This window comes from Yinghuangia sp. ASG 101, from assembly GCF_021165735.1.
In the GTDB taxonomy this organism is placed as follows: domain Bacteria; phylum Actinomycetota; class Actinomycetes; order Streptomycetales; family Streptomycetaceae; genus Yinghuangia.
The window spans coordinates 7,206,670-7,230,347 of the sequence record NZ_CP088911.1; the positions used below are offsets into that span (position 1 = coordinate 7,206,670).

The 23,678-nt window shown below is 69.7% G+C and carries 17 protein-coding genes and 2 pseudogenes; 8 read left to right on the plus strand and 11 right to left on the minus strand.

Going from position 1 to position 23,678, the window contains the following annotated elements:
* The first annotated feature begins 20 nt into the window (after nt 1-20).
* The gene (locus tag LO772_RS30820; protein ID WP_231775307.1) at nt 21-1,175 is read left to right on the plus strand and encodes an SUMF1/EgtB/PvdO family nonheme iron enzyme; all 1,155 of its coding nucleotides are present in this window, start codon (nt 21-23) and stop codon (nt 1,173-1,175) included.
* Nucleotides 1,172-2,164 carry a hypothetical protein gene (locus LO772_RS30825; RefSeq protein ID WP_231775308.1) on the plus strand — a complete coding sequence of 331 codons (993 nt, stop codon included), beginning with the start codon at nt 1,172-1,174 and terminating at the stop codon, nt 2,162-2,164. Before LO772_RS30820 ends, LO772_RS30825 begins: the two co-directional genes overlap by 4 nt.
* A gap of 15 nt (nt 2,165-2,179) precedes the next feature.
* Here the strand turns inward: LO772_RS30825 and LO772_RS30830 are convergent, their stop codons facing one another.
* The gene (locus tag LO772_RS30830; protein WP_231775309.1) at nt 2,180-2,344 is read right to left on the minus strand and encodes a hypothetical protein; all 165 of its coding nucleotides are present in this window, start codon (nt 2,342-2,344) and stop codon (nt 2,180-2,182) included.
* 120 nt (nt 2,345-2,464) lie between these two features.
* Between LO772_RS30830 and LO772_RS30835 the strand changes: the two are divergent.
* Both LO772_RS30835 and LO772_RS30840 read left to right on the plus strand, forming a co-directional pair.
* A pseudogene (locus LO772_RS30835) lies at nt 2,465-3,237 on the plus strand (IS5 family transposase).
* 65 nt (nt 3,238-3,302) lie between these two features.
* Nucleotides 3,303-3,900: pseudogene (locus LO772_RS30840) on the plus strand (IS701 family transposase); the annotation flags it as partial.
* Nucleotides 3,901-4,036: 136 nt separating this feature from the next.
* Here LO772_RS30840 and LO772_RS30845 read toward each other — a convergent pair.
* Complete coding sequence (locus LO772_RS30845) at nt 4,037-4,483, minus strand: hypothetical protein (protein WP_231775310.1); 447 nt, start codon at nt 4,481-4,483, stop codon at nt 4,037-4,039.
* A 111-nt stretch (nt 4,484-4,594) separates the two neighbouring features.
* Nucleotides 4,595-5,818, minus strand: a complete 1,224-nt coding sequence (locus tag LO772_RS30850; RefSeq protein WP_231775311.1) for a helix-turn-helix domain-containing protein — start codon at nt 5,816-5,818, stop codon at nt 4,595-4,597.
* A 90-nt stretch (nt 5,819-5,908) separates the two neighbouring features.
* Between LO772_RS30850 and LO772_RS30855 the strand changes: the two genes are divergently transcribed.
* Complete coding sequence (locus tag LO772_RS30855) at nt 5,909-6,613, plus strand: HAD family hydrolase (protein WP_231775312.1); 705 nt, start codon at nt 5,909-5,911, stop codon at nt 6,611-6,613.
* Between the two features lie 111 nt (nt 6,614-6,724).
* On the opposite strand, the gene LO772_RS30860 is transcribed toward LO772_RS30855, so the two are convergent.
* Both LO772_RS30860 and LO772_RS30865 read right to left on the minus strand, forming a co-directional pair.
* Nucleotides 6,725-7,303: a hypothetical protein gene (locus LO772_RS30860; protein ID WP_231775313.1), complete on the minus strand. Its 579-nt coding sequence runs from the start codon at nt 7,301-7,303 to the stop codon at nt 6,725-6,727.
* 100 nt (nt 7,304-7,403) lie between these two features.
* A complete protein-coding gene (locus LO772_RS30865) occupies nt 7,404-7,805 on the minus strand; it encodes a hypothetical protein (protein ID WP_231775314.1) in 402 nt (133 codons plus the stop codon).
* A 39-nt stretch (nt 7,806-7,844) separates the two neighbouring features.
* On the opposite strand from LO772_RS30865, the gene LO772_RS30870 reads away from it, so the two are divergent.
* Nucleotides 7,845-8,006, plus strand: a complete 162-nt coding sequence (locus LO772_RS30870) for a hypothetical protein (RefSeq protein ID WP_231775315.1) — start codon at nt 7,845-7,847, stop codon at nt 8,004-8,006.
* Nucleotides 8,007-8,221: 215 nt separating this feature from the next.
* The gene (locus LO772_RS30875; protein ID WP_231775316.1) at nt 8,222-8,998 is read left to right on the plus strand and encodes a hypothetical protein; all 777 of its coding nucleotides are present in this window, start codon (nt 8,222-8,224) and stop codon (nt 8,996-8,998) included.
* A 144-nt stretch (nt 8,999-9,142) separates the two neighbouring features.
* Here LO772_RS30875 and LO772_RS30880 read toward each other — a convergent pair whose 3' ends face one another.
* From LO772_RS30880 to LO772_RS30900, 5 genes are all read right to left on the minus strand, one after another.
* Nucleotides 9,143-10,426, minus strand: a complete 1,284-nt coding sequence (locus LO772_RS30880) for a TIGR02679 family protein (protein WP_231775317.1) — start codon at nt 10,424-10,426, stop codon at nt 9,143-9,145.
* Nucleotides 10,427-10,485: 59 nt separating this feature from the next.
* Nucleotides 10,486-14,694, minus strand: a complete 4,209-nt coding sequence (locus LO772_RS30885) for a TIGR02680 family protein (RefSeq protein ID WP_231775318.1) — start codon at nt 14,692-14,694, stop codon at nt 10,486-10,488.
* The gene (locus LO772_RS30890; RefSeq protein ID WP_231775319.1) at nt 14,691-15,959 is read right to left on the minus strand and encodes a TIGR02678 family protein; all 1,269 of its coding nucleotides are present in this window, start codon (nt 15,957-15,959) and stop codon (nt 14,691-14,693) included. Before LO772_RS30890 ends, LO772_RS30885 begins: the two co-directional genes overlap by 4 nt.
* A complete protein-coding gene (locus tag LO772_RS30895) occupies nt 15,956-17,608 on the minus strand; it encodes a TIGR02677 family protein (protein WP_231775320.1) in 1,653 nt (550 codons plus the stop codon). The genes LO772_RS30890 and LO772_RS30895 overlap by 4 nt, the downstream gene beginning before the upstream one ends.
* Before the next feature lie 1,053 nt (nt 17,609-18,661).
* Nucleotides 18,662-20,062 (minus strand): glycosyl hydrolase family 79 C-terminal domain-containing protein, encoded by a 1,401-nt coding sequence (locus tag LO772_RS30900; RefSeq protein ID WP_231775321.1) that lies wholly within the window; start codon nt 20,060-20,062, stop codon nt 18,662-18,664.
* Between the two features lie 292 nt (nt 20,063-20,354).
* Here LO772_RS30900 and LO772_RS30905 point away from each other — a divergent pair, with 292 nt between their 5' ends.
* Nucleotides 20,355-21,017 carry a TetR/AcrR family transcriptional regulator gene (locus LO772_RS30905; protein WP_231775322.1) on the plus strand — a complete coding sequence of 221 codons (663 nt, stop codon included), beginning with the start codon at nt 20,355-20,357 and terminating at the stop codon, nt 21,015-21,017.
* Nucleotides 21,018-22,158: 1,141 nt separating this feature from the next.
* Here LO772_RS30905 and LO772_RS30910 read toward each other — a convergent pair.
* Entirely contained in the window at nt 22,159-23,142 is a 984-nt protein-coding gene (locus tag LO772_RS30910; protein ID WP_231775323.1) for a Gfo/Idh/MocA family protein, read from the minus strand.
* Nucleotides 23,143-23,678: the final 536 nt, after the last annotated feature.

A 23,678-nucleotide genomic window follows, 5' to 3' on the forward strand; every position in this document is an offset into this window, starting at 1 on the left:
CCGCCGGAAGAGGAGCGTCGGTGAGGCCGCCACTCAAGGTCTACATCGCGTACAAGTGGACCACGACGGACAAGGACGCCTGGGTGGCGGACCTCGCCGCCGACCTCAGAGCCGCCGGCTTCGACGCGCAGCTGGACGTGTGGGAGGTCCGCTACGGCGATTCGATCACGAGCTACATGACATCGCGCATCCAGGTCTCCTCTGTCGTGCTGTTCGTCGTTACGCCGGAGTCCGTGGCCTCCGTCGCGAAAGGCGGAGGCGCCGTCAATTTCGAGATGGAGATGGCCACCGCGAGGCGTACCCGCGGGGACGATGTGCGGTTGATCGGCATTTATCGCGAAGGGGACGCACTGCCGATGCACCTCCAGGACAACCGGTACGTCGACTTCCGGAAAGACGATGATTACCAGGAGTCGCTCGCGGCCCTGATCGACGATCTTCACGGAAGAACTCGGCGCCCTCGGATATCGCGGCCGCTGGACCTCGAATGGGTGAGTGTTCCCGCGGGGCGGTTCCGCATGGGGTCCGAGGCCGAGCCCGGAACCGACAATGTCGAAGTCCCGGCGCACACCGTGACGCTGACCCGGGGATTCTCCATTCTCAAATACCCGGTCACCCAAGGGAACTGGGAAGAGGTGCTGGGCCCCGAGGCGAATTCCAGCCACTTCAGGACGAATCCCAATCTTCCGGCGGAAATGGTCTCCTGGCGTGACGCCGCCCGTTTCGTCGCGGCACTCGACGAGGCCGATCCGACACGTACGCATCGTCTGCCGACGTCGGCGGAGTGGGAGTACTGCTGTCGGGCGGGAACGACGTCCGCGTACTTTTTCGGTGACGGCGAAGGCCCGCTCTCCGCGTACGCCTGGATGGAGTCCAACTCCATGGGGCAGACCCATCCCGTCGGTCGGCTCGAACCCAACGCCTGGGGCCTCCACGACATGCTGGGCAACGTATGGGAATGGACGTCCGACTGGTTCGAGGACTACACGGCCCTGGCCGAGTCCGACCCGGCAGGACCGGCCTACGGGCGCTACCGCGTGATCCGAGGCGGCGGTTGGGCGAACGACGCGGAATGCTGCCGTTCGGCGTATCGGAGCGCCGCGGACCCCGGGCTCCGTTATCGCGGGCTCGGCCTGCGAATCGTTTCGACGACCCGTTCGGGAGCCGACTGGTGACCAAGAAAACACCAACGGCCCTGGTGGTGGCCGACGTCAAGGACTCTGAGATCACCCGCATCCTCGGACACGTGTCCTCGGATCGCGTCGCGGTGCTGCCTCTTGGCGCGTTGTTCCGCGGCGTCGAGCTCGGCTGGTCGCTGGGCCGGGGGCTCCGCGTCAATCTCGGCGGGAGCGAACTTCCGCCCGAAAGCCTGGAGTCCGTCGAGACCGTACTGTTCAGGCCGTCGAGCTGGGTGGGCGCGGACCAGCGCCCGCGCATGGGGCTCAGCCGGGTCGATGGGCTCGTCGAGCCCGAGTTCGCCCCGTTCATGACGGCGGAGATCGACGCCTTGGTGTACGGGGCGCTGACCGCTCTCGGCCACGCCGCGTGGATGAACCACCCCGACCACGCCCGCCTGGCCGAGCGCAAGATCCCGCAGTTGGTGCTCGCCCGGGAACTTGGCCTCGCGGTGCCGGAAACCGTGGTGTCCGCGGACCCCGGCATCCTCGCCGACTTCTGGGAGTCCTGCTCCGGCGAGGTCGTCTGCAAGGCCATCGGCTCCGCCTCGACCTGGCACCTCGCCCCACGCATCCCGGCCATCACCCGGTCCGTCGAACGCACCGACGTCGAGCGACTGCCCTCGACTCCGAGGCTGCCGACCCTCTTCCAGCGGAAGATCACCGCCGCCTACGACCTGAGGGTGACCGTCGTGGGAAACGAGCTGTTCGCGGCGGCCATCTTCAGCCAGTCGGGCAGCAGCCCCCTCGATTGGCGCCTCGACTACACCGTCCCGATGCGTACCATCACGGTCGACTCGGTGCTCGCCGAACAACTGACCGCCCTGGTCGCGCAGTTGGGCCTCCACTACGCGGCAATCGACCTGCGGGTCGACCGCGACGGACGCCACTACTTCCTTGAGGCCAACTCGTACGGCGTCTACGAATTCATCGAGGAACTGGCCGGCTGCCCGATCTCCGCGGCCATCGCGAGCTGGCTCACGTCCTGACACCCCAGGGGAAGCTCATGCGCGGCTCAGCCTCCTCGCGTCCGCCGCGCGTTCTGCGACGGGAAGTCGTTCGTCGGCGTCGAACGCTTCGGCCAGCGAGGTGACAAGGCGTTCGGCGGCGCCGAGCGCGACGTCGATCTCGCCGACGGCGGGGACCTCAGCGCCGGCAACGGCAACCACTTGCCGCGGCACGGCCTAGGGCCTGTCGTCAAATGATCTTGAGTAGTGGATCATGGTTGGGTGATACGTCGCCATGAACTGTCGGATGCCGAGTGGGAGTTCGTTCGTCCGCTGCTGCCGGTGTCGGTTCGGGGCCGGAGGCGGCTGGACGACCGCACCGTGCTCAACGGGATCGTGTGGAAGTTCCGGACGGGCACGGCCTGGCGGGACGTGCCCGAGCGGTACGGGTCGTGGGCGACGCTGCACACGCGGTTCCGCCGGTGGACGGCGGACGGGACGTTCGAGCGGATGCTCCGGGCCGCGCAGGCCCGCGCGGACGCGGCCGGCGACATCGAGTGGCTGGTCTGCGTGGACTCCACGGTCGTGCGGGCCCACCAGCACGCGGCCGGGGCCCGAAAAAGGGGCTCCGCGACCCGGCGCTCGGCCGGTCGCGCGGCGGCCTGACCACGAAGATCCACCTGGCCTGCGACGGGGTCGGACGCCCGCTGGCGTTCGTGGTCACCGGCGGGAACACCAACGACTGCACCCGCTTCACCCAGGTCATGGACGCGATTCGCGTCCCGCGCCTCGGCCCCGGCCGCGCCCGGACGCGCCCCGAACGCGTCGTCGGCGACAAGGGCTACAGCTCGAAGGCGATCCGCGCGTGGCTGCGGCGCCGGGGCATCGCCGCGACCATCCCCGAACGCGCCGACCAGGTTCGCAACCGCGTCCGCCGCGGTTCCCGAGGCGGACGCCCGCCCGCGTTCGACCGTCAGGTCTACAGGCGACGCAACGTCGTGGAGCGCTGCTTCAACCGCCTGAAGCAATGGCGCGGCATCGCCACCCGCTACGAGAAGAACGCCGAGACCTACACCGCCGCCGTCACCCTCGCAGCCCTGCTGATGTGGGCATGACATTTGACGACAACTCCTAGTAGTACTTCGTTAACTCGAAGTTGATGTTGGCTTCTGTGTGGGGCATGCTGTGTGTCGTGCTTTTGGCGGAGATCGAGGAACTCCGGTGTGATCTGGCTGAGTTCGTGGCTGAGGTGTTCGCGTCGGTGCCGCGGAAGGACACGCGGGGGTGGGCGGACTGCTATCTGCGTGGGTTGATGCTGGACGGGCGGCGCAAGTCGGTGCAGCCGATGGCGGAGCGGCTGCCGGACGGGGCATGCAGTCGTTGCAGCAGTTCGTGAGCCAGTCGCCGCGGGACCACGTCGCGGTGCTGCGTGCGGTGGCGTTGAAGACGGTGCCGGTGGTGGACCCCGAGGTGTGGGTGGTCGACGATGTGTCGTTCCCCAAGGACGGGCCCATGTCGGTTGCGGTGGCGCGGCAGTGGTGCGGGGCGTTGGGCAAGCAGGCGAACTGCCAGGTCGCGGTGAGCCTGCACGCCGCCTCGGATGTCGCGTCGGTGCCGGTGTCGTGGCGGTTGTTCGTGCCCGAGGAGTGGCCGGCGACGCGGTGCGGCGGGCGAGGACGGGGGTTCCCGACGCGGTGGGACACCGGGAGAAGTGGCGTCTCGCACTGGACCTGATCGACGAGGCGACCGTCTGGGGCCTGGCGCCGAAGGTGATTGTCTTCGCCCTGGCACAACGCCTCGAAATAGCCTGGTCGACAGCACCACCGCCCCCGGAACTCCAAGCCCTGATCGCCGCCGTCGGCACCGGCCGACCACTCGACCTCTACCAACCACTCCCGCCTTAACAAACCGCCGCTAGCCGAATCGGCCGCTTCCCGGTTTCCGGCCGAATCCTCTGCCGCGCGCGACGTTGCTGGCTTTGCCGAGACCAGTCGCCGCGGCAGCCACCCCAGCGGCGCTGCTGCTCTTCTTCTGTGCGGCGGTGGAACTGCCCTTTTGGGGCCGAGAGGCACCCATACCCCGGGCCACTCGTGCCATGGCCTCCTGACTGGACTTCTTCGGTTCTGTCCGGAAGGACACGTCCTCGTAATTTCTCAGATCGTTTCCGTCGTCGGGATCAAGAGGTTGGGAAGAGTCGGTTACTGCATAGTGGTTGTAAGGGGTGCCGTCATCTTCGTAGTTGATTTCGTACGGGTCGCCGTTGGCATCAGTAGGCATACCCGACCTTACCGAGGACTCGTCCAGCGCGCCCAGCACCTGCCGCGCGCAATCACACCCTGCGCAAACTGTCCTGTCCTCCATGGGAGTTGGGTCTCACGGTAGGACAGTCATCGGTTGTCACTCGTGAGCATTCCGGGCCACGGAACGAACCTGGCGAGCGCCCGCAGGCCGCAGGCAGACCACAGATCCGGTTTAGTTGGCCAGCAGCCCGACCCGGGCGGCGAGGTCAGCGACGTCCGAGGCATACGACGGGCGGGCCCGGTGCCGCAGAGTGCGGACCAGCTCTCGGGCCATCTTGCTCCCGCGCACGTCCTCCGGCGCCAGACGCTCGGCATTTTGGAGGTGGAGCAGCACCGCCAGATCGTCGCGGCTCTGCTCGTAGCAGCGGGTGACTTCAAGGAGGTGCGTCATGCGGCGCTCGATCGACGCCATCCCCGCCGTGTCGACGTGGTCCGCGATCTCCAACCCCGCGTTCGGCCTGCCGGCCTCCATCTCCACCGATACGCGGTGCACCGCTACATTCGCGGGCCCGAACACCGTCCACAGCACATTCCCCTCCCCGCTGACGGCCGCCACAGCGGACGCGGGACCGTCCAAGACCCGGCGCGCCCCGCGCGCGTCACGGCGCCGGGACAACGTGGCCGCGAACACCAGGTGCAGCGCCCCGTACACCGCGGCAACCGACGGCGAGGCCCGCCATTGCCCAAGACCGTCCGCAGCCTGCCGCACCACCGCCTCGGCACCGTCGAGCTCGTTGTCCGCGAGCAGGTGGTGGCCCAAGTTCCACTCCGCCGCCGCAATCCGCAGCGGATCGTCAGCCTCCTGCGCCGCGTGCAGCGCGCGGTCGGCGGCCAGCATCGACAACGACATCCGCCCCTGCCGCTTGCAGTAACTGCGCAGCAGGAAGTACAAGTCTGCGCGGGCCCGGTGCGCCTCACGGCGTTCGCCAGCGTCGGCTGGCGCACCCAACTGACGAACAGCCCGCTCCGCGTCCGCGATCAGATCGGGAAGGACCAGCGCGGCGGCGGAGAACCGTGTGGCCGAGGACTGGTACGTCCGACACGCCTCCTCCACCCGCTCGCGCAGCGCCGTTACGTCCACACGGTCGGCTGCCCGGGCGACGGGCCATGTGCCGACCAACGCCCGTTCCACCGGCCCGAACCCACCACGCGTCGGCACGAACTCGGCATCCTCGTCGTCCCCGGGGCCGCCGAGCAGCGCGGTGATCGGCACCTGTAGCTCCCGGGCAAGATCGTGCAGCACTCCAATCGTCGGCGTTTTCACACCCCGCTCGATCTGCGACAGGTAGTCAGCGGTGATACCCACGAAACCCGCGAGCACCGCCTGCGTCCGATCACGGCGCTCACGGTGGAAGCGCACCCGCGCACCGATCGCGCTGTCCGGAACTTCCGCCATCCCTGCCTCCCCGACCGGATTCTGTCGCTCCCTCACGGTAGACGCATGCCCCCGTGCGAAGCTGACGTACCTGCACCCGGGAGGAACCCCATGCCGCCGATCCCGCTCATCCTGTGGGACATCGACCACACCCTGCTCGTCACCCACGGCGTGGGCGGCAGGTGCTTCGCCGACGCGTACACCCGCGTCGTCGGCGAACCCATGCGCGAGCAAGCCGTTCCCGACGGCCGCACGGAACCGGTCATCTTCCGCGAGACCGCCGTCCTCCACGGCCATCCCCCGGACGCATACCGGTTCGAGGAATTCGCCGAAGCACTCGCTGCCGCGTACCTGCACCGCCTGCCCGAACTCCGCGAACACGGCCACGCCCTGCCCGGCGCCCACGCCGCCATCGACGCACTCCACCGCGCCGGAGCTGTGCAGACCGTCGTCACGGGAAACATCCGCGCCGTCGCCGACATCAAACTCGCCGCCTTCGGACTCGACCGCCACCTGGATCCTGACCTCGGCGCTTACGCCGACGACCACACCGACCGCCCCGAACTCGTCCGCCTCGCCCTGCACCGCGCCAGCGCGAAGCACAGCCCATGGATCTCCGCCGCGCACACCATCGTGATCGGAGACACCCCGAAGGACGTCGCTGCGGCGATCGGGGCAGGCACGCGAATCCTCGGCGTCGCTTCCGGCAATCACACCATCCAGGTGCTGAAAGCCGCCGGAGCCACCGCCTGCGTGAACGATCTCCGCAACACTGTGAACGTGGTCGCTTTGACGCTCACCGCAGCCCAAGCCTGAAATTGCCTGCCTGTCCGCGACGATTGCTGACTTGTCGTCGCCGCCGTCCCGATCACCTGTGCGCGTTGGGCGGTCGCACCGAGGGAGAGCGGACTGCTGCGGCCTCGCGGTTCAGGCTCGGGATTGCAGCATGGACCGTCCTCGGTCGTACACGCCACGCGCGGCGCTGTTCTTCAAATGGGGGCGCAGGCTCGTGAACATTGCGCGGATGCGGTCGTCGCATCGTCCCGATTGGACATGCGGGTAGTCGCCAAGGGCGCGATGCCAGTCAGCGCACGCCTCTTCGAGTCGCCCCATTCCGAGCTTCCGTTCGGCCAACATGCCCAGGTGCCGGACCCGGCCGCGTCGGTACACCGAGTGCCGCAGTTTGTCGGAGGCCTCCATGTGATCCAACGACGCGGCCTTGTCGCCGAGTTCGTAGCGGACCTGGGCGATGTGGTAATTCAGCGCGGACGGGTCGTACGATCCGTGTGGTTTTGCCTTGGATTCGGCTTGGTCCATGGCGACTTCGGCTTCGCGGATTCTGCGCAGTGCCTCGGCGGGGTCGCCGCTGGCGGCGGCTGCGTGTGCCTGCTGGCCGGCGAGGAACGCGCGCATGCGGGGCCTGGCCTGGGGGGAGGCGGCCGACGCTGCGTCGGCCAGGTGAAGTGAGTGGCGGTGGTGACCGAGGTCGACCGCTTGGACGCTCATCCCGCGCAGGGTGGTGCAGTACGTCAGGTGGTCGCCTGCAGCGAGGGCGAGGGCGAGGGCTTTGGTGTAGTACTGCTGGGCGAGGTGGTCGGCACGCTCGTCACGGAACGATCGTGTTGACGAGGAACGCTGCGGCCATCGGACGTGCTGTGCGTCCCCCGAACTGGTCGTCGAGTTCGCTGATTTTCTCGGTCATGGCGGCGACGGCCTCGACTTCGCGGTGGCCGATGCGGGTGTGCGGGTCGCGGCCGACCCGGCCGAATCTGTCGGCTGCGTCCTGGGGGCCGTCCGGCCAGCCGGGGACCGTGAGTACGACGGAGTACAGGCCTGCGGTCAGTATCGACCGGCGCGAAGGATCCATGTCGGCGCTCCCCAGGGTGATCAGACCTTTTACCGTATCGGGGTTGCCGGTGTCGGCGTCCGGTGCGGGATCGGCGGTCAGGCCCGCGTCGGCGGCTGTGACCCGTCGATGCAGGCGCCGCGCGAACGCCTCCAGGATCACAGCGTGTACCTGCGTGCGCGGGACAGCGCCGTTCCGCCAGTGCCAGACCGCGGATTCGTTGTAGCGGAGCCGGAGTCCGCGTTCGGTGCCGATCCTGTTGACTTCGCGGGCGAACTCTGCGCTCTGAAGAAGCTGGAGTTGGTGAGCGCCCGGCCGACCAGCAGCGGCGTCATCATCGCGACGTACCGCCCGGTGCGCTGAGGCACGGCGGGACCCGGGGTTAGAAAGCCCCCTATGGGACGGCGACGCGGCGCGGCAGGGTCGGCCGTGACATGATTCCGGAGTTGATTGCCGAACTGCCGTGCTGTAACGAATACTTGACGGCGGATTCCGCAGCGATGCGGTCGGGTGTGCATGCGCGGCGGTGATGGCCGACGGGGGTGCGTGCGTCGACGAGCAATCCGGTAGGAGGACGCGTGACCAAGCGAACGGGGCAGGCGACCCGTCCATTGCGCCGCCTGGCTGTCGTCTTCGCTGTCCTCAGCTCCGTCCTTGCGGTGACGGGACTTGCCGCCTGTACCGACGACAAGGGCGCGGAGGGCGATGCCTCGGCGACCACTGCCCTTTCGTCACCCCCTGCGTCCGCGTCCGCCTCTCCGACGATCGTGGGAACGGCACGGCCGGTCGCGCTCACCGGGCCGCAGCCGGGCTGGGTTTCCTCATGGCTCGACCGGGACGAGGCGAAACAGGGCGTACCCACAGGCGATCCAGCGCTCTACAGCGTCCTCATCGATCTGCGGCAACGGGTTCTCACCATGGCCGGTGCCGTGGGCGAGCTCAACGCCCGCTGCGAAAACGACCGCATCAACCTCACACCGGGCGCGGTCACCCAATGCTCCACGGTCTACAACGGCTTGGAGATGGTTTGGGCAGTCACCGTCTCCCGCGACAGTCCCCCGAATTCCATGTTCGTGTCCTACCGGGTGTCACCGCCCCCGGTCGTGCTGCTGACCGCCGCGAACGTCTACCAATTGTTCTGGCGCACCACCGCGGCCAACACGATGAAGACGATCGACGACCCGCGCTGCGACGAGATTCCGGCCTCCGTCCTGGTCACGCGCGGTACGCCGTACGAGAACGCCGACACTGGATACCGTTGCCAATTCCTCGGCGGCGCGGTCGGCGACCCCGTCCGCAGACGGGTCGACCAGCGTGTGATGGTCCGCGACACAGGCAGTGTGACCTTCAGCTGAAGCCTGGTCGAAAATCTCCGAAGGTCCTTCAGCAACAGGCCCGTGTCCTGCGAGTTCGCGGGTGCCGGCCCCGAAGCCGTGCGGGACGCGTCGGACGGGCAAGGCGCCCGGTTGAGAGCGTTGAAGATCGAGCGCGGCGACCCGTCACTGTGGCGCCCCAAGGTCCGCGAGCAGGGTGTCGACCAGGTGTTCCTCCTCGACCCGGGTTGCGCGCGCTGTGAGGGCGGTTGCGAGGCCCGGGTTCCAGGGGGTCGCGGCCGGGGTGCCGCCGAGCGCGCCGGAGCCGATGCCCGCGGCCAGCGCGGCCTCGTAGTCCGCGCGTACGTAGCGCCAGGGTCGGGCGTCGGTCAGACGCATGACGGTGGACGCAATGCGGACGCCACCCCAGTCGAAGTCCGCGTGGCAGGAGAGCTCTCCGCCTTCTGCCGCCAGGCCCGTGAGCAACAACCGCGCGGCGACCGACAGGTTGCCTTCGACGCACACCAGTGGGGGGCAGTCGGCCCCGAGTGCCTCTGCGGCCTCGGCGACGACGGCTGGGTTCTCGCACACGAAGACGCGCTTGCCGGCCACACCGAAGTGCTGTTCACCGCGGCCGAGCTGGCGCACCGTCAGGACGGTCGGCTCGCCCGCCCGAGCCGCTTCCGCAAGGATGCGGCTGGTGGTGGTGTGCGTGCCACCGGGCAGGCCGAGACAGAGTACGCGGGAGGACAGCACATCCACCGCCACCCCGGCCGACGCCCACAGAGCGCGGCGCCCTTCCGCGCTGTGGATGTCCTCGGGCGGGTTGTCCGCCCACGCGCGCAGTGCCGAGACGACCAGAGCGGCCAGCGGCCGACCCGGGTCCAGCGCGTGCGCGTCGCCGACAGTACGCGCCGCCAGCACCGCGAGCGTGACCCCCGCCGCCGGTAGCGCCGACAACACCGCCACGGCCTGGTCGGCAAGGTTGCGGGCCTGGACCGGATCACCTTGGGCCAAGCGGCGCAGGCGGCCGACGGCCTCCAGGTCGGCGCACCATGCCTGGACCGCTTCCGGCGCGGCCGACGCTGCGCACCACGTGTGCAGCGGAACGTATGCCGCCGCCCACGCCCGTGCCACCCGATCGGCCGTCTCCCGGGTCACCTCGACCGGCCCGGACAGGACGACCACCGCCGCCGCCAAGCCCCCCGGTGCCGCGCCGCTGGCACGCAACAGGTGGTCCACGCTCTCCAGCCGCACGGACAGCGAACGACCCGGACGTGCGCCCCGGCCGAGCAGCCGGTCGGCCGCGGCGCGTTCGGCGGGCGTGGCGGCGGTCCGGGTGACCGATCCTGCGAGCGGCTGTCCGGCGGCCATACGGCGGCGCACCCGGTCGACCAGCCAGGCCAGTTCGGGGCCGCCGAGCAGTCGGCGCAGTCGCGGGACGTCGGCCTCAGCCGGTGCGGGAGCCACGAACTCCGATCCCGCACACCCTGATTCCGTACAGTCGGGCTTCGGCACGTCTGGCCCGGTCATGCGAACAGGTCCGGGATGCCGTCGTCATCGGTGGCACCGGAGGGCTCCGCGGAGTGTCGGCGGCGCCCGTCCCATTCCCAACGGGACACAAGCACGGCCGCGATGCCGTCCACCCGGGAGAGCTGGGCGATGGCCAACCCGGGTACTTCCGGGTAGCAGCCCCATTCGCGTTCGGACGTCATGACCACGTCGAGGTCGAACGCGGCGAGCAGGCCGAGCGATTTGGCGCGGGAATCGTCGTCCACGCCCGCAAACGCCTCGTCCAGGGTCACCAGGCGGGGGGCGTACGGGTTCTCCGCCGACGCGTAGTGCGACGATGCCGCGGCGAACAGCGGCAGTGACACGGACAGCACGCGCTCCCCGCCGGAGGCGGGGCCGGTGGCGGTGACCCACTTGCCGTGCTGGTGGCGTTCGATGTGAAAGGTGTGCCAGGTGCGGTAGTCCAGCGCGGTGGTGAGGTGGTCGAGCCAGCTCCCGGCCGGATCATTCGTACGCGCTTGGTCGATCTCCGCTTGCAGGAACTCGCCCAGCGCCGCCCGGTCGGCGGGGGTCCACGCGTCGGAGGTCTGCCGCAGCAGGCGCTCCCGTGCCGCGTGCAATCCGGCCGGCGCCTCCCGCGACGGCTTCCACACCAGCCGCAGTTCCATGCCGGTGCTGGTCGGACGGTCGGCCAGCTCCCGGTTCATGGCAACCACCTGGCGCTCGGCCGCGCCGATCAACTCTTGCAGGGTTCCCGCCACTTCGGTGATCAAGTGGTTTTCCAGGATCTCCTGTTCCCGAGCCGACAGCAGCCGCCGACGGTCCTCGACCTCGTGCTCCAGAGCCTCGGAAAGTTCCGGTACGGACCGCTCTCGGCCTTGAAAGACCACGTCGACGACCAGTCCGTCGTCCAGCATCCTGGCCGCGGCAGTGTGTCCGTGCCGGGCCAGGGCGTCGGAGAGTTCTTTCAGCTCCTCGGTGATCCGGCGCTGCACGCGCTCCCACACCGGGTCGGCGTCATCGGTTTCCTCCAACTGCCGTTCGATGGCGCGGGCCAGCCGGACCGCGGGCTCCGGGGCCCACGACTGGTCGGTCGTCGCCATCTCCGGCAGGGCGACCGCGAGCAGACCGGTGGCGGCGAAACGGCGCAGCGTCTCGATCGCTTCCGTCCGGGCGAGCACGCATTCGTCGATCTGGGCGCGCACCCGGACGCGCAGGGTTTCGGCGGCAGCCTGGCGGGCTGTGGCTGCCAACTCCAGGTCACGCGCGGTCTTTTCGCCACGGTCGCAGTCCGCGAGCCGCCGCGCGACGTCCTCCAGCTTCGCCTGCAGGTCGGCGACCGCGGCGCCGACCGAGTCCTGCAAGGTGTCCCGGCGCTCCGCCGACGCGGCGGCGTCCTCGGCCGCGACGCGGAGGCGCTCGTCCAGCTCCGCGGCGTGCTCGGCCGCACGTGCGTGCTCAACGGTCTCGGTGGCCACGGCGTCCCGGGCGGCGCGGTGTTCGCGTACCGCGGGCCATAGTTCCGCGAGGCAGGTTCGATATTCGTGCAGTGCCTCGCGGACCACGCGCAAGGTGGCCGTATCCGCGGGCAGGTCGAGCTCGGCCGCGGTGCGCCGGACCTCATCGCCGGCCTGCTCCGCTGCCGCCGTGGCGGCAGCGGCCTGCTCCTCGACCCGTGTACGGTGCTCAGCCGCGTGGGAGAGTTCGCGCTCCGCGACAGCCGTCGCCGCGTGCGCGGAGCGGAGCCGGGCGTCGTCGGGCAGCGTACGCTCCGAGACCAGCGCCTCCTGGAGGCGTGCGATGTATCCGGCCTGTTCCTCCAGCTCCCGCAATTCGGAATCGAGCACCACCAGTTCGGTTTCGATCGCGTCCGTGCGGGCCCTGCGGGCCAGTTCCCGCGCGGTTTCGCCCAGGTACTCGGCCAGCGGCTTGTGCCATCGGCCGGTCAATGTCCCGAGACGGAAGCGGCCGTCGGTGGAAACGTGGCTGCCGTCAGCCGGCATGGGTCTGCCGCGGGGGACCAATCCGATCCGGGCCAGGATGTCGGCCACAACTTCGTCGGACACCGTGACGGCGGCCGGATCGTCACGGTCAACGGCAGGGACCAGCACATCGGCCAGAGAGGTTCCGGAGACAGGAGGTCCTGCGGTCAGCGCGGTGTCCCAACCCTTCGCGGGTGCCAGGCCGTCCGGCGCGATCCACGCATCGAGCAACCCGGCGGCCTCCAAGGCCGCCTCCAGCCCGGCACGTTGGTCGTCAGCGAGGATGCACGCCCCATCGGGACGGTGGTCCACCAATCGCCACAACGGGGCCCCGGGCACCTGGTCGCGCACTCCGGCACCGCGCGTCGGCGGTGGTTTCGGGTCATCGCGCCGACCCGCGAGCAACGCCTCCAGTTCGGCCGTGAGTTCGCCATGGCGGGCGCGGTTGTCCGTGCGCGCGGTGGACGTCGCCGCTCGGCGTTCCGCGAGGTCGTCGGCGACCTCGGCCGCCGCTCTGTCGGCGGCGGCCCGCGCTGGGTCGGGGCCGTGCAGCGTGGTGGTCCAGGCGGCCAGTTCGTCGAGTACGCCGACCACATCCCGGGGGCGGAGCACCGTGCAGGCGGCGAAATGCCCGCGTACCGCGTCGTGGTAATCGGATCCGGCCTGTCCCGCCGCCGTGACGCACTCGGTGCGCAGGTTCGCGCGGCGGGCGAGTTCGGCGTCCGCGTCCTCGAGTCGGCGGCGCGCGGTATCGCGGGCTCGGCCGGCTTCCTCGGAGCGCCTTCCCACCTCCTCAAGGTGGGCCACGGCCCGCAGGCGCCGGTCGGCGATGTCCTCCGCCGCGGTCCGGGCCGCGGCGATGGCGTCGCTGTCGTCCAACGGACGCAGTACCCGCCGCTCATGGGCATCGGCCACGCCTGCGCCCGACGCGGCGTCCGCGGAGTTCCGGGCGGCGCCCTCGTACGCCCTTTCGGCCGCGGCGAGCCGGTCGCGGGCCGCGGCCTCGCGCCCGGCAGCGCGGGCCCGTTCGCCCTCGGCCCGGTCGGCGTCCGCGGTGGCGCGCGCGACCTCGCCCCCGGTCCGCGCCGCTTCCTTGACCGCCTGCTCCAACTCGCGGGCGCTGCGCATCTCGGGGCTCGCTCGCAGTACCTCGTCGCGGGCCCGCAGGGCAGCCCGCTCCTGCCCGATTTCGACCAGCCGCGCTTCGGCTTCCCGCAGCGCGGTTCCGGCGGACTTGTACTCGGTGTCGGCGTCGTTCAGTTCGGCGCGCAGCGACTCGTAGCGGGAGTGGTGCACGCGTGGCACGCGGGCTTTGCGACGTGCGGCCACCCGTGCGTAGCGCTGATAGTGCGTCAGGAATCCGGCGGAAGCCCGCTGCGCCGACTCCATGGCGGCCAGTTCCTCGCGTTCCTCGTCGAGTGTCCGCAGCGCTTCGGCGACATCGGCCAGTACGGCTTGATCCATCGGCGGGAGTGCCTCGGTGAGGGCCTTGGACAGCGCCTTCTCGCTTGGCCGCTTGGACAGTTGCGGTTGACGCAGTTGCACGAGCAGGTCCACGAGCGCCGCGTAACGCTGCTCACCGAGCCCGAACAGCGCCTCGTCCACGGCGCGCCGATACGAGCGTGCGGAGTCGTACACCATGCCGTGGGGGCTGATCGCGTCGGCGAGACGGTCCCGGGCGAGCGCCGCGCCCGCACCGTCGAGCAGCCGCAGTCCGCCGTCCACCGAATCGGCTCCGATGCGGCGGTCGGGGACAACGAAGTACCAATGTCGGGCGATGCCGCGTCCGCTGACCGCCTTGAGCCCGCAGCCGAGCGTCAGGTAGTGCGCGGTGCCGTCTTCGGCGACGCGCCCGAATTCGATCCAGGTGTAGCCGAGCCGCTCGGGGTGCGGATGCTCCCCGCCGAGGAGCAGGTTCCACTCCATGCGCTTCTTCGGATCGGCGTCCGGCTCCACCCGGTGCGCGGACAGGTCGCCGTCGAGGAGAAACGGCAGCGTGAGGGCGAGAACCTTGGACTTGCCGGTGCCGTTGTTGCCGCGCAGCAGCAGGCGCCCGTCGCGGAACCAGAACTCCTCGATGTCGTAGTAGAACATGTCGACGAGACCGATACGCAGAGGCTGCCAGCGGTCGCGCATCGGCTCGGGCAGCGCGCGGGCGCCCCGCGGCGTATCGAGAGGCATGGCCTGGGGCGGGACGAGCTGCGCTGCTCCGCCCGGAAGCCGCGGGCGTACTGTCTCGGTCACTGACTGCCGCTCTTCCTGGATTTGTTGCGGGTGCGGTTCTTGGCACGTTTCCTCGGTGGGCTTTGGCCCGGTTCCAGTACCACTGCCTCGCCGATGCGGTAACGATCCAGTGCGGGGCGCGGCCGGACCATCGGCAGGCCCTCGGCACCGGTGCCGCGTTCGACCAGCCCCAGGGCCTCCAGCCGTTCCACGGCTTGCGCGACCAATGCGGCCTCGGCGCCCGGCTGGGTGGCGGTGCGTCGCCAGAATCCGGCGTGCTCCAGCGCCCACGACGCCGCCTGCCGCTCCAGGTCGGGCACCGTCGCCGGGCCGCCGCGTTCCGCGAGGAACTCGGCGAGTAGCAGCGCGAGGTGCCCGTCCGTGCCCTGCTCAGGCATGCGCAGGTCGGTGAGGTCGTCGTCCGGGTCGACCATGGCCAGCCCCTCGGCTCGCACTTCGGGCACCAGGCCGGTGAGTTCAGTGATGCGGCGGGTCACGGCGCCACGCTGCGAGGCCAGGTACGCGGCCTCCGCATCGTCCAACTCGTCGAAGTAGAGCACCGGATCGTCCAGCAGTCGCCGGGTCAGTCGGTGGCGCAGCGCGCGGTTGCGCAGCTCGTCGCTGTCCGGCAGGACCTCGGAGTTGAGTTCCGCAAGCCGGGCTTCGAACTCCGTGGCGCGGACCGTGCTCGGGCCGCGGCGTGACACCAACATCCCTGCGAGCACACGGCGTGCGACGTCGTACAGGGCATCGCCGGACGCCTTGAGGAACGCCTCCTCGTCACCGGCCACCCGGGACAGCACGCCCCAGTCGATGAGCAGTCGGACCACCGCGACCAGATCCGTCCGCTGTTCGCGGTCGGCGAGGGTGAACTCCACGCCCGCAGCCACGAGTTCCGGGTCCGCCGCGGCCGCCACGACGTGCTCGGCCAACCGTCCGAGCGCGATCTGGTGTTCGGCGCGCTCCAGCACCGCCAGGCACAGACAGGCCAGCACGTAGCGGCGGCGCGAGAACGGCAGTTCGGTGCGTAGGTCGCGGGCCGGGTGGGTGGGGTCTTCGTCGCGGCCGGGGATGCGGCGCAGACGTGCGGTCTCGGCATCGACCAGCAGTGACCATCCGGCGTTGCGCTCGAACCACTTGCGCAGTTCCGACGCATGCTGGCGCACCAACCGGAACTCGTCCGAGCCTGTGCGCAGCAGCGGCCTGCGCAGCAGTGCCCTTGCGGCGCGGCGTATTTCGGTGGCTCGCTGGACGTCGAGTGCGTCCTGCAGGCGACTGCCTGTCATGCCGCCCCCGTGCGCACGGACACGCTGCCGAGGCCCAAGTCCCGGATCTCGACCCGGTGTTCGGGCCCGGCGAGAACCCCGTCCGCGGTCGGGATCTCAACCCGTCCCGCACCGGGCACGCGGGTCAGTCGGATTTCCATGCTGCCGTCGTTCGTCGTCGCGGTCACGCCGTCGTCACCTGGCCGCCACGCCGACAACGCGTCGCCCAGCAGAACCAGAAACAGCCGGAACGCCTCTGGGTCCAACTCGCCCAGCCGGCTGAGCAGGATTTCACCGCCGGTGTCCAGGCGGGCGCGAGCCGCGGCGGTCTGTTCGGCCTGCTTGCGCGACAACTGAGCCAGATACGCCTTGGCCTCGGTGCGGTCGCGCACCGCGTGCCCCCGGCCGCGGCGCTCGTACGAACCGGTGCGGCGAAGCTGCGGGCTGATCCGCACACCCGGCGCGTCGTGCCACGACGCTGAGGGCGGCACCGGCTCGGCCTCGCGTTCCGCCAGAGACTCCGGATCGATGGTCAGATGGCGCGCGGAGTGGAGGCCGAACGCCGAACGCCACAACCGGTGCCGCGCGTTGTCGTCCGGCGCGTCGGCGAACCACCGGGCCAGCTCCCGGAAGTCCGCGGAGCGGTCCGAGCGTCCCGCGCGGCGGGCGTTCAATGCCTGGACTACTCCCAGCAGTTGCGGGATCGCCTGGCGGGCGGCGGTGCGCAGCAGCCGAGCCTGTGCACTGCGCCCCGGCACACTCACGAACCAGGCGCGCAGCCCGTCCCAACGGCCGCACCAGCGTGCCTCGGCCTCGGCGAGCGCGGAATCCGCCTGGTCCGGCGCGGCGTCGGCGGCGTCGCGCTCGGCGGCCAGGCGCAGCAGCGGTGCGACCGGGCCGCCCGAGGGGGTGCCCAACCGGTCGAGCAACCCGGCGATCTCCGCGCCCCGGGTGACCAGGTCCTCGACGAAGCGCTCCAAGTACTCGATGAGGCGTTCCTTGTACGCGAGGAAGACCTCCACCTCGGCCTCGTGCAAGTCTACGGTGCGCTGCAGCGACCCCATGAACGCGCGCGCGTTGTCGGCGAGCCCGGTGAAGCGGTCCATGAGGCCGCGGAGCAGCAGGTAGGCCACGGCCGGGTCGGCTTCCCCGGCCCCGTCGCCGCGGTCGGCGCCGGTCGCGTTCCCACCGCGAGAGGCATCCTGCGGGCTTCCGTGCACCAGCGCCAGCACCGCCCGCAACTGCGCCGCGATGTCCGCCAACGCGACGGCCTGGAGCTCTCCACGGCGACCGAGCCGCTCGTCGTAGGCCACGAGCGCCTCTTCGACCGCCTCGCCGGCCTCGGTGAGCTGGTAGATGCTCCGCGCCCGGTAGAAGTCCTCCAGCGCGGTCACACGCCCGGTATCCGGATCAGCGCGCAGATTGCCCCATTTCGCGAGTTGGTCCAGTGCCGCGCCGACCGATTCCAGCGTCGGCCGCTCCTCGACAGGCAGCCCCAAATGCACGTCCTCAGGGCGCAGGTGCACGACGAACTCGCGTTTCGCCTGCACGAAGACGCCCATCACCCGCCGATACAGCGCGGTGTTCGCCACCGTGAGGTGCATGAATGGCCGGTACGGCGTATCCGACCCCTCGGCGCCCGCGCCCAACGGATTTGTCGCTTCTGCCATACGCACAGTATTCCGCAGGCTCGAAACCTCGGCCGCGGGGTTGGCGGATTCGGCAAGTGCAGTTCCTCGCATGCCGCCCCGCCCGCCCTCGGACCCGTAACCAGACGCACGCCCGGCCCACCCGCCGGACAAGAACAGCGCTCAGGTCCCGGCCACGCCCTGAAAGGCGCCCCACTGCTCGCTCGGCCACTGTCCCCTCGAAGCCGTTCGACATGACCAATCCCACACACGTTTGTCGCGCGAGGCCGCACCGCATGCGACGTCTCGCGCGTCGCCGATGAGCACACCGGCCCCGCACGCGCGCCGCCTTCGAGACCATGGTGCGTGTCGGCGACGGCCCGAGATTCGGCCTTGCCGTGAGCGGCACCCACACCTTGAGGGCCTGCGGTTGCCCGGTCGGGGCGACCGCTACCCGGCCTCAGCTTGCCGGGCGGTGCCGCGGTGAAGACCTTGTGTGTCCGCTCCGGACGACCTGCCTCTCCGCCTCGTGCTTGGCGCCGTACCGACGTCGTCAACATCGAACGCCTCGGCGGCCGACCCGAGAACGAGAACGCCTCCCCTCCGAGACCACCGACCGCCTTCCGGCTCTTCCTGGACCGCAACGACATCCCCCGGTCGAAGTCCTGGCGAAGGCTCGGAAGTTGAGCCCCTCCAACCAAGATCACCGACAGAGTCAAGCTGAGAACCCAAGGGACTCCTGGGGGTCAGTCTTCAGGAACCCGCGACAGCCCTCTGACCGGCGGCAAACCATGCCACTCGCGGAGACCACCCACGTATGCGGTTCCACAAAGACGCCTGCCCCACCCGAGGGGGTAGGGCAGGCGGCACAACGCTGTCAGGACTTCCTGGCGGTGGGGCCCGCGGGCGCGGCGGCGGTCCGGCCGTTTGGCGACGAGCCCGATCAGCCTGGCTGAGCACCCGTCACCGGACCGACAGCGGACTCAGCCTGTACCGCCATATTCCGGTCCGATCCTCCGGCTCCAGCCCGGTCGATAGTGCCGGTGGGCCGCCGGACGAGGAAGGTTCCTGTTCAGGACGCTTCCGCCGCCTCAGTCATCGTCGCCGGCCGCCGATGTCCAGCAGGATCGCGGTCGGGGTGGTGAGGGGGACGTGGACGGTGTCGCGGGTGACGGGGAGCCGGTGGGGCTTAGCCGGGATGAAGCTGCCGTCGGCCGCTACCTGGGAGCCGGCGAAGCGCACTCCCGAGGTCGCGTCGAGCGAGGGGCCCTCCAGGCGCTGGAGCGTGGCCTTGAGGGCATCGCCGCCCTTGATCTTCACGGCGACGCTGCCCTTCAGGTTCTTGTCGAGGTTGTTGATCACAACCCGGATCTTGCCGTCGGGCATCCGCAGGGCGTAGGCGGTGACGTTCGCGGAGGTGCCCGACACCCGAGCGGGCAGGAATCGTCCTCCGCGCAGGGTGGAGACCAGCAGACCGGCGTAGTAGGAGGGCTGCGCCTGCAGCCGGCCGGCGGTCTCGGCGTTCTGGTCGGGGAGGCACAGCCAGGTGTAGCCGTAGCACTTCTTGGGCGACTGGTGGAAGTTCATTCCGCTGATGCCCGCGTTGGCGGCCGTCAGCGCGTAGTCGACGGTCCACAGTGCCGCGGCGAACGTGTTGGACACCCCCTCCTTGCCGCCGTTGGCGACGTTGTTGGTCTCCGACAGGTGCGCCGGCAGCCCGGCCGCGCGGGCCTGGCGGGCGAACAGTTCGAGGAAGTCCTTGGTGTTCGCGACGATCGCCGGGGACAGCATGTTGTCGATCGTTGCCGGTGTCTCGATGTTGGGACTGTTGACCAGCGGATAGTAGTGCTGGTCGAGGAATCGGGTTGTGCGACCGAATGCGTTCACGTAAGCCGACCACCAACTCGGTATCGGCTTGGTCAGCGGATCGGCCTGCGGCACGCCCCACAGGAATCCCGCGGCGTCCGGGCCGGAAAGGGGTACGCCGGGCGCGGACTTGTTGATCGCGTCCACATAGGTGGTGGCCTGTTTGACGTAGGCGTCCGGGGTGTAGCCGGGGATGCCGCGGTACGTCTCGAACAGGTTCGGTTCGTTGCCGAGTTGGATGGAGCGCAGCAGCGGGCCGAGGTGGCGCTGTCCACTGGCGGCCAGGTCGGCGGCGGCGGCCGGGTCGTCGTGCGCGAGGTTGACGCCCAGGTCGATCGACCACTGGACGCTCCGTGCCAAGGCACCTGCGCGAGCGAGGTCGGCCGGGGTGATGACCTGCCCGTTGGCCCACGGGGGCGGCGGTACCGAGGGGTCTGGCTGCCAGGCGGTCTCGTCGGCGCCATTGGCGGCGAACCGCATCGAACTGCGGCCGAGGTTGCCCAGCAAGCGGGCCAGGTTGCCGTGATCTGTGCTCACCCACGGCTCATGCAGCGTTTGCACTCCGATCGACAGGCCGAGGAAATCCTCGGGAATGCTCGGTCCGCCCTTGCCGGAGGCGTCGATGGTCACCGTCAGGGTTGGCGACGGGCGGCCGGGGGAGGCATGGGCCGCTGTGGCTGTGGTCGCGAGGAGCACGGCTGCCGCCGCTGCAGCCGGAAATCGGAGCTTGCGCATGGTCACCTCGGGTCGAGTCGAAGGCTACTGATCGCTGCCGATCTGCGGTCGGGTCGTTCGCACGGAACATAGGACTCCCCGCATTCATAAGTCAACTGCTTGACTTACGGGTGGTATGATGCCGACTCCCGCGTTTGTCGAGGGTCAGGGTGTTGTGCGGCGGCCACGCCGCATGGAGAGGATGCCGATGGCAGCCAAGACAGATACCCGAGAGCGGCTCAAGCAGGATCGTGCCGCTGCGACGCGCGAGCTGATCTTGGTCACCGCCGAGCGGTTGTTCGCCGAAGAGGGCCTGTCGGTGTCGAATCGTCAGATCAGTGCGGCCGCCGGGCAGGGCAACAATTCCTCCGTCGGCTACCACTTCGGCGGGCAGGTGGAGTTGGTGCGGGCGATCACGCACCGGCACCGCCGGCCGGTGGAGCGTATCCGGGCCCGCCTGGTCGCCGACGCCGCCGACGATCAGGACGTACGCGTGTGGCTGAGCTGCCTGGCCAGACCACTGCCGGAGTACCTCGAAAGCCTGCCCGCTCCAACCTATTTCGCCCGGTTCGGCGCGCAGGTGGCGACCTATCCCGCATACCGTAGGATCCTGCGTGAGGACGCGATGTCATCGCCTTCACTGCACGCCATCCTCGAACGGCTGGACCTGTTGCTGCCTGATCTCCCGGTTCCGGTCCGGAACCAGCGACGGAGCATGACCCGCCAGCTGATGATCTCCACGTGGGCCGAGCATGAACACTGGCTGGCCACACACCCCAGGGACCCGCACATGAACTGGCCCCAGGCCGCAACCGGACTCGTCGACGCCTTGATCGGACTGTGGCAGGCCCCGGCGACCATCCGATTGTGACCCGTCATCTTCTTGGTGTCCCCCTACAAGCGAGTGGCCGGGGCAGGACGCTTCGCAGCCGGCTCCGGCCGTCGCCGTCCAACCGCGACCAAGTCGGCACGACCGGGAGAAACCTCGACAAGAAGCAGCGAATAGGCGATCGATTTTGTCGGGTCATATGGGTTCCGTTACCTCTTCACGCTGTGTAGTTATCCGGAAGCAGCTCGCTGTATGGGTCGTTGGCCTGAAGATCCTGCCCGGAGAAGAGATCTTGAGTCGTCCGGAGGAGCTGCTGTTCCCGACGGTCGACAACATCGTGGTCACGGCCGTGGAGGCGGACGAGCCCCTCGTGTCGGCCCTGGCACGGGACTACCCCGGCATTGAACTGCGCCTGTTCACCGGGAATCCGGACATCTCAGCCGTGACTCGACAACGGAGTCCTCGACTTGAGCCTGTTGTATGACCTGCACACCACTTCCGCGCTGAAACACCCACCCCGTGGTCAGCGGCGGGCGACCTGTGGGTGGTCGCGCCGCCGAGCGGCGGCCCTGCGCTCGGACGAACCGGTCCCCATCGCGAGGGTCGCCGAACACCCTTTGGTTATGCCGACGGCCGGTCCCGCGCTGCGTACGCTGATCGACGAGGCAACCGCGCAGACCGGGACCGGCCTCGACTCGTCGCCCAGACCGACTCCCTGTGGATGCAGAAGCAACTCGTCCTCGCCGGGCACGGCTGGACCGTGCTGAGGGTGTCGGCATCGTCGCCGACCCGGCGCACGGCGTCGTCAGCGCGGCACCTTTGTACCAGGTCTACGCCGTTCCGTCGTACTGGGCATATCCCGGGCCGACCGGACCCCTGCCGTCGTACAGCTCGTCGCCGGGGAGCTCGTCGGCCAGATCAAGACGGCGGTCGCCGAAGGCAGGTGGCACCCGAGACACTGACCCACCGCAGCCTTCTGCCGGCACGCCCACGAAGCGTCCGTCCGCGATCTCATCATGCTGTTCCCACGGACCCCGGTCCAGGACCTCCGCGTTGCCGCGATTCGCCTTCGCGTTCAACACCGTTGCAGCCGCTGAGCCAGCCAACCAGTGACCTGCTGTTCCTCGTCACACGGCGTCGCTGGGGGCCTTCCCGTACCGTTCGATTGCAACGGGGCGGTGGTTCACGCGAAGGGGACGGCGCCGAGGCTGTCGCGGGCGTCTTCGAGCAGGCGCATGACGGCCAGGGTGGCGTCGAGCGGCATGACCGGGCTTTCGGTGGCGCCACGGCTCACGAGGTCGCGGACTTCGCGGAGTTCGGCGGCGAAGGCTTCATCCGCCGACTCGATCCGGTGCTCCTCAGGCGTGGGGCTGGTGCGTACGGTCACGTGGGTCGCGGCGTGGAACGGCGCGCCCACCTCGATCCACCCTCGGGTTCCGCTGACCGTGGCCGTCATCGCGGTGAGGTTGACCAGGGAGGTCTCCAGAAATGCGCGTGCTCCGCCGGGCCAGGTCATCATCAGCGCCGCTTCGGCGTCGACGCCGTTCTCGGCCAGCGCTCCGGTGACGTGCACCGCCTCGGGATCGCCGAGGAGGAGGTGGGCGAGCGCGACCGGGTAGACCCCCAGGTCAAGCAGCGCCCCACCTCCTTGCTGCGGGTCCCACAGCCGGGACGCGGGATCGTACGGCTGCGGGAAGCCGAACGAGGCGTTGATGGTGCGGACTTCACCGATCTGCCCCGCGCCGACGATGTCCTGGACGCGGCGGATCACCGGGTTGAAGCGCATCCACATCGCTTCCATCAGGAACACCCCTGCCGCTTGGGCCTCTTTGACCATCGCGGTGGCGTCGGCGAGCGTCGCCGCGAGCGGCTTCTCGCAAAGCACGGCCTTGCCGGCGGCGAACGCCGCCTCGGCGACCGCGCGATGCTGGGCGTGTGGGGTGGCGATGTAGATCGCGTCGACCTCGGGATTCCGGACGAGTTCGGCGTACGAGCCGTGCGCGGAAGGAGCGCCCAGTTCGTCGGCGAGCGCACGCGCCCGCCCGGTGTCGCGCGAGCCGACGGCGGCCACCCGCATGCCGGGTTCCCGGGCGATCACCGAGCCCACCCTTTTGGCGATCACTCCCGTGGCCGCGATGCCCCACCCGAACTCCCGGTCAGAAGTCATGGTTTCCCTCTCTCCGTGTCGCTTCCTGAAGGTGATGTTCCTCGGCACGCCGCGGATCGGGGATCTCGCGGAGCCGGAGCCGTTGCGTGCTTGGCGGTGCGCCTGGCCTCACGGGTGGTTCGCGCGGGGCGCGCCGGCGCACCGCGGGGTCAAGGCCTCGTGGGGTGCGTGGTCTGTCGTACGCCCGAGGAACCGCCCCTCGCGCGGGATCTCGCGGGCGTCGCCCCACGACGAGTACGGTCGCGCGGGCGCGGATGTCGGAGGAGCATCACGAACCCCCATAACGAGGACAGGCCCGAGACGCGCCGGCAACACGGCCAAGACGCAGCGGCCGAACGCTGGCTCCACGGCTGCGTCCACCTAACTGCACCCCGTCCCCGTTGGCTTCCAGTTGCCGCATGTTGCCGCGCGCACAGTCCACGCACTTCCCCAACAACGGATTGCACGGAGCCCGGCACGCGGCGGCAACTCATGGGAACTGGTTGCCCCGTCGGCCGCACTGTGGCTGCGTTGGCCGCGGCATCGGTTCACACACG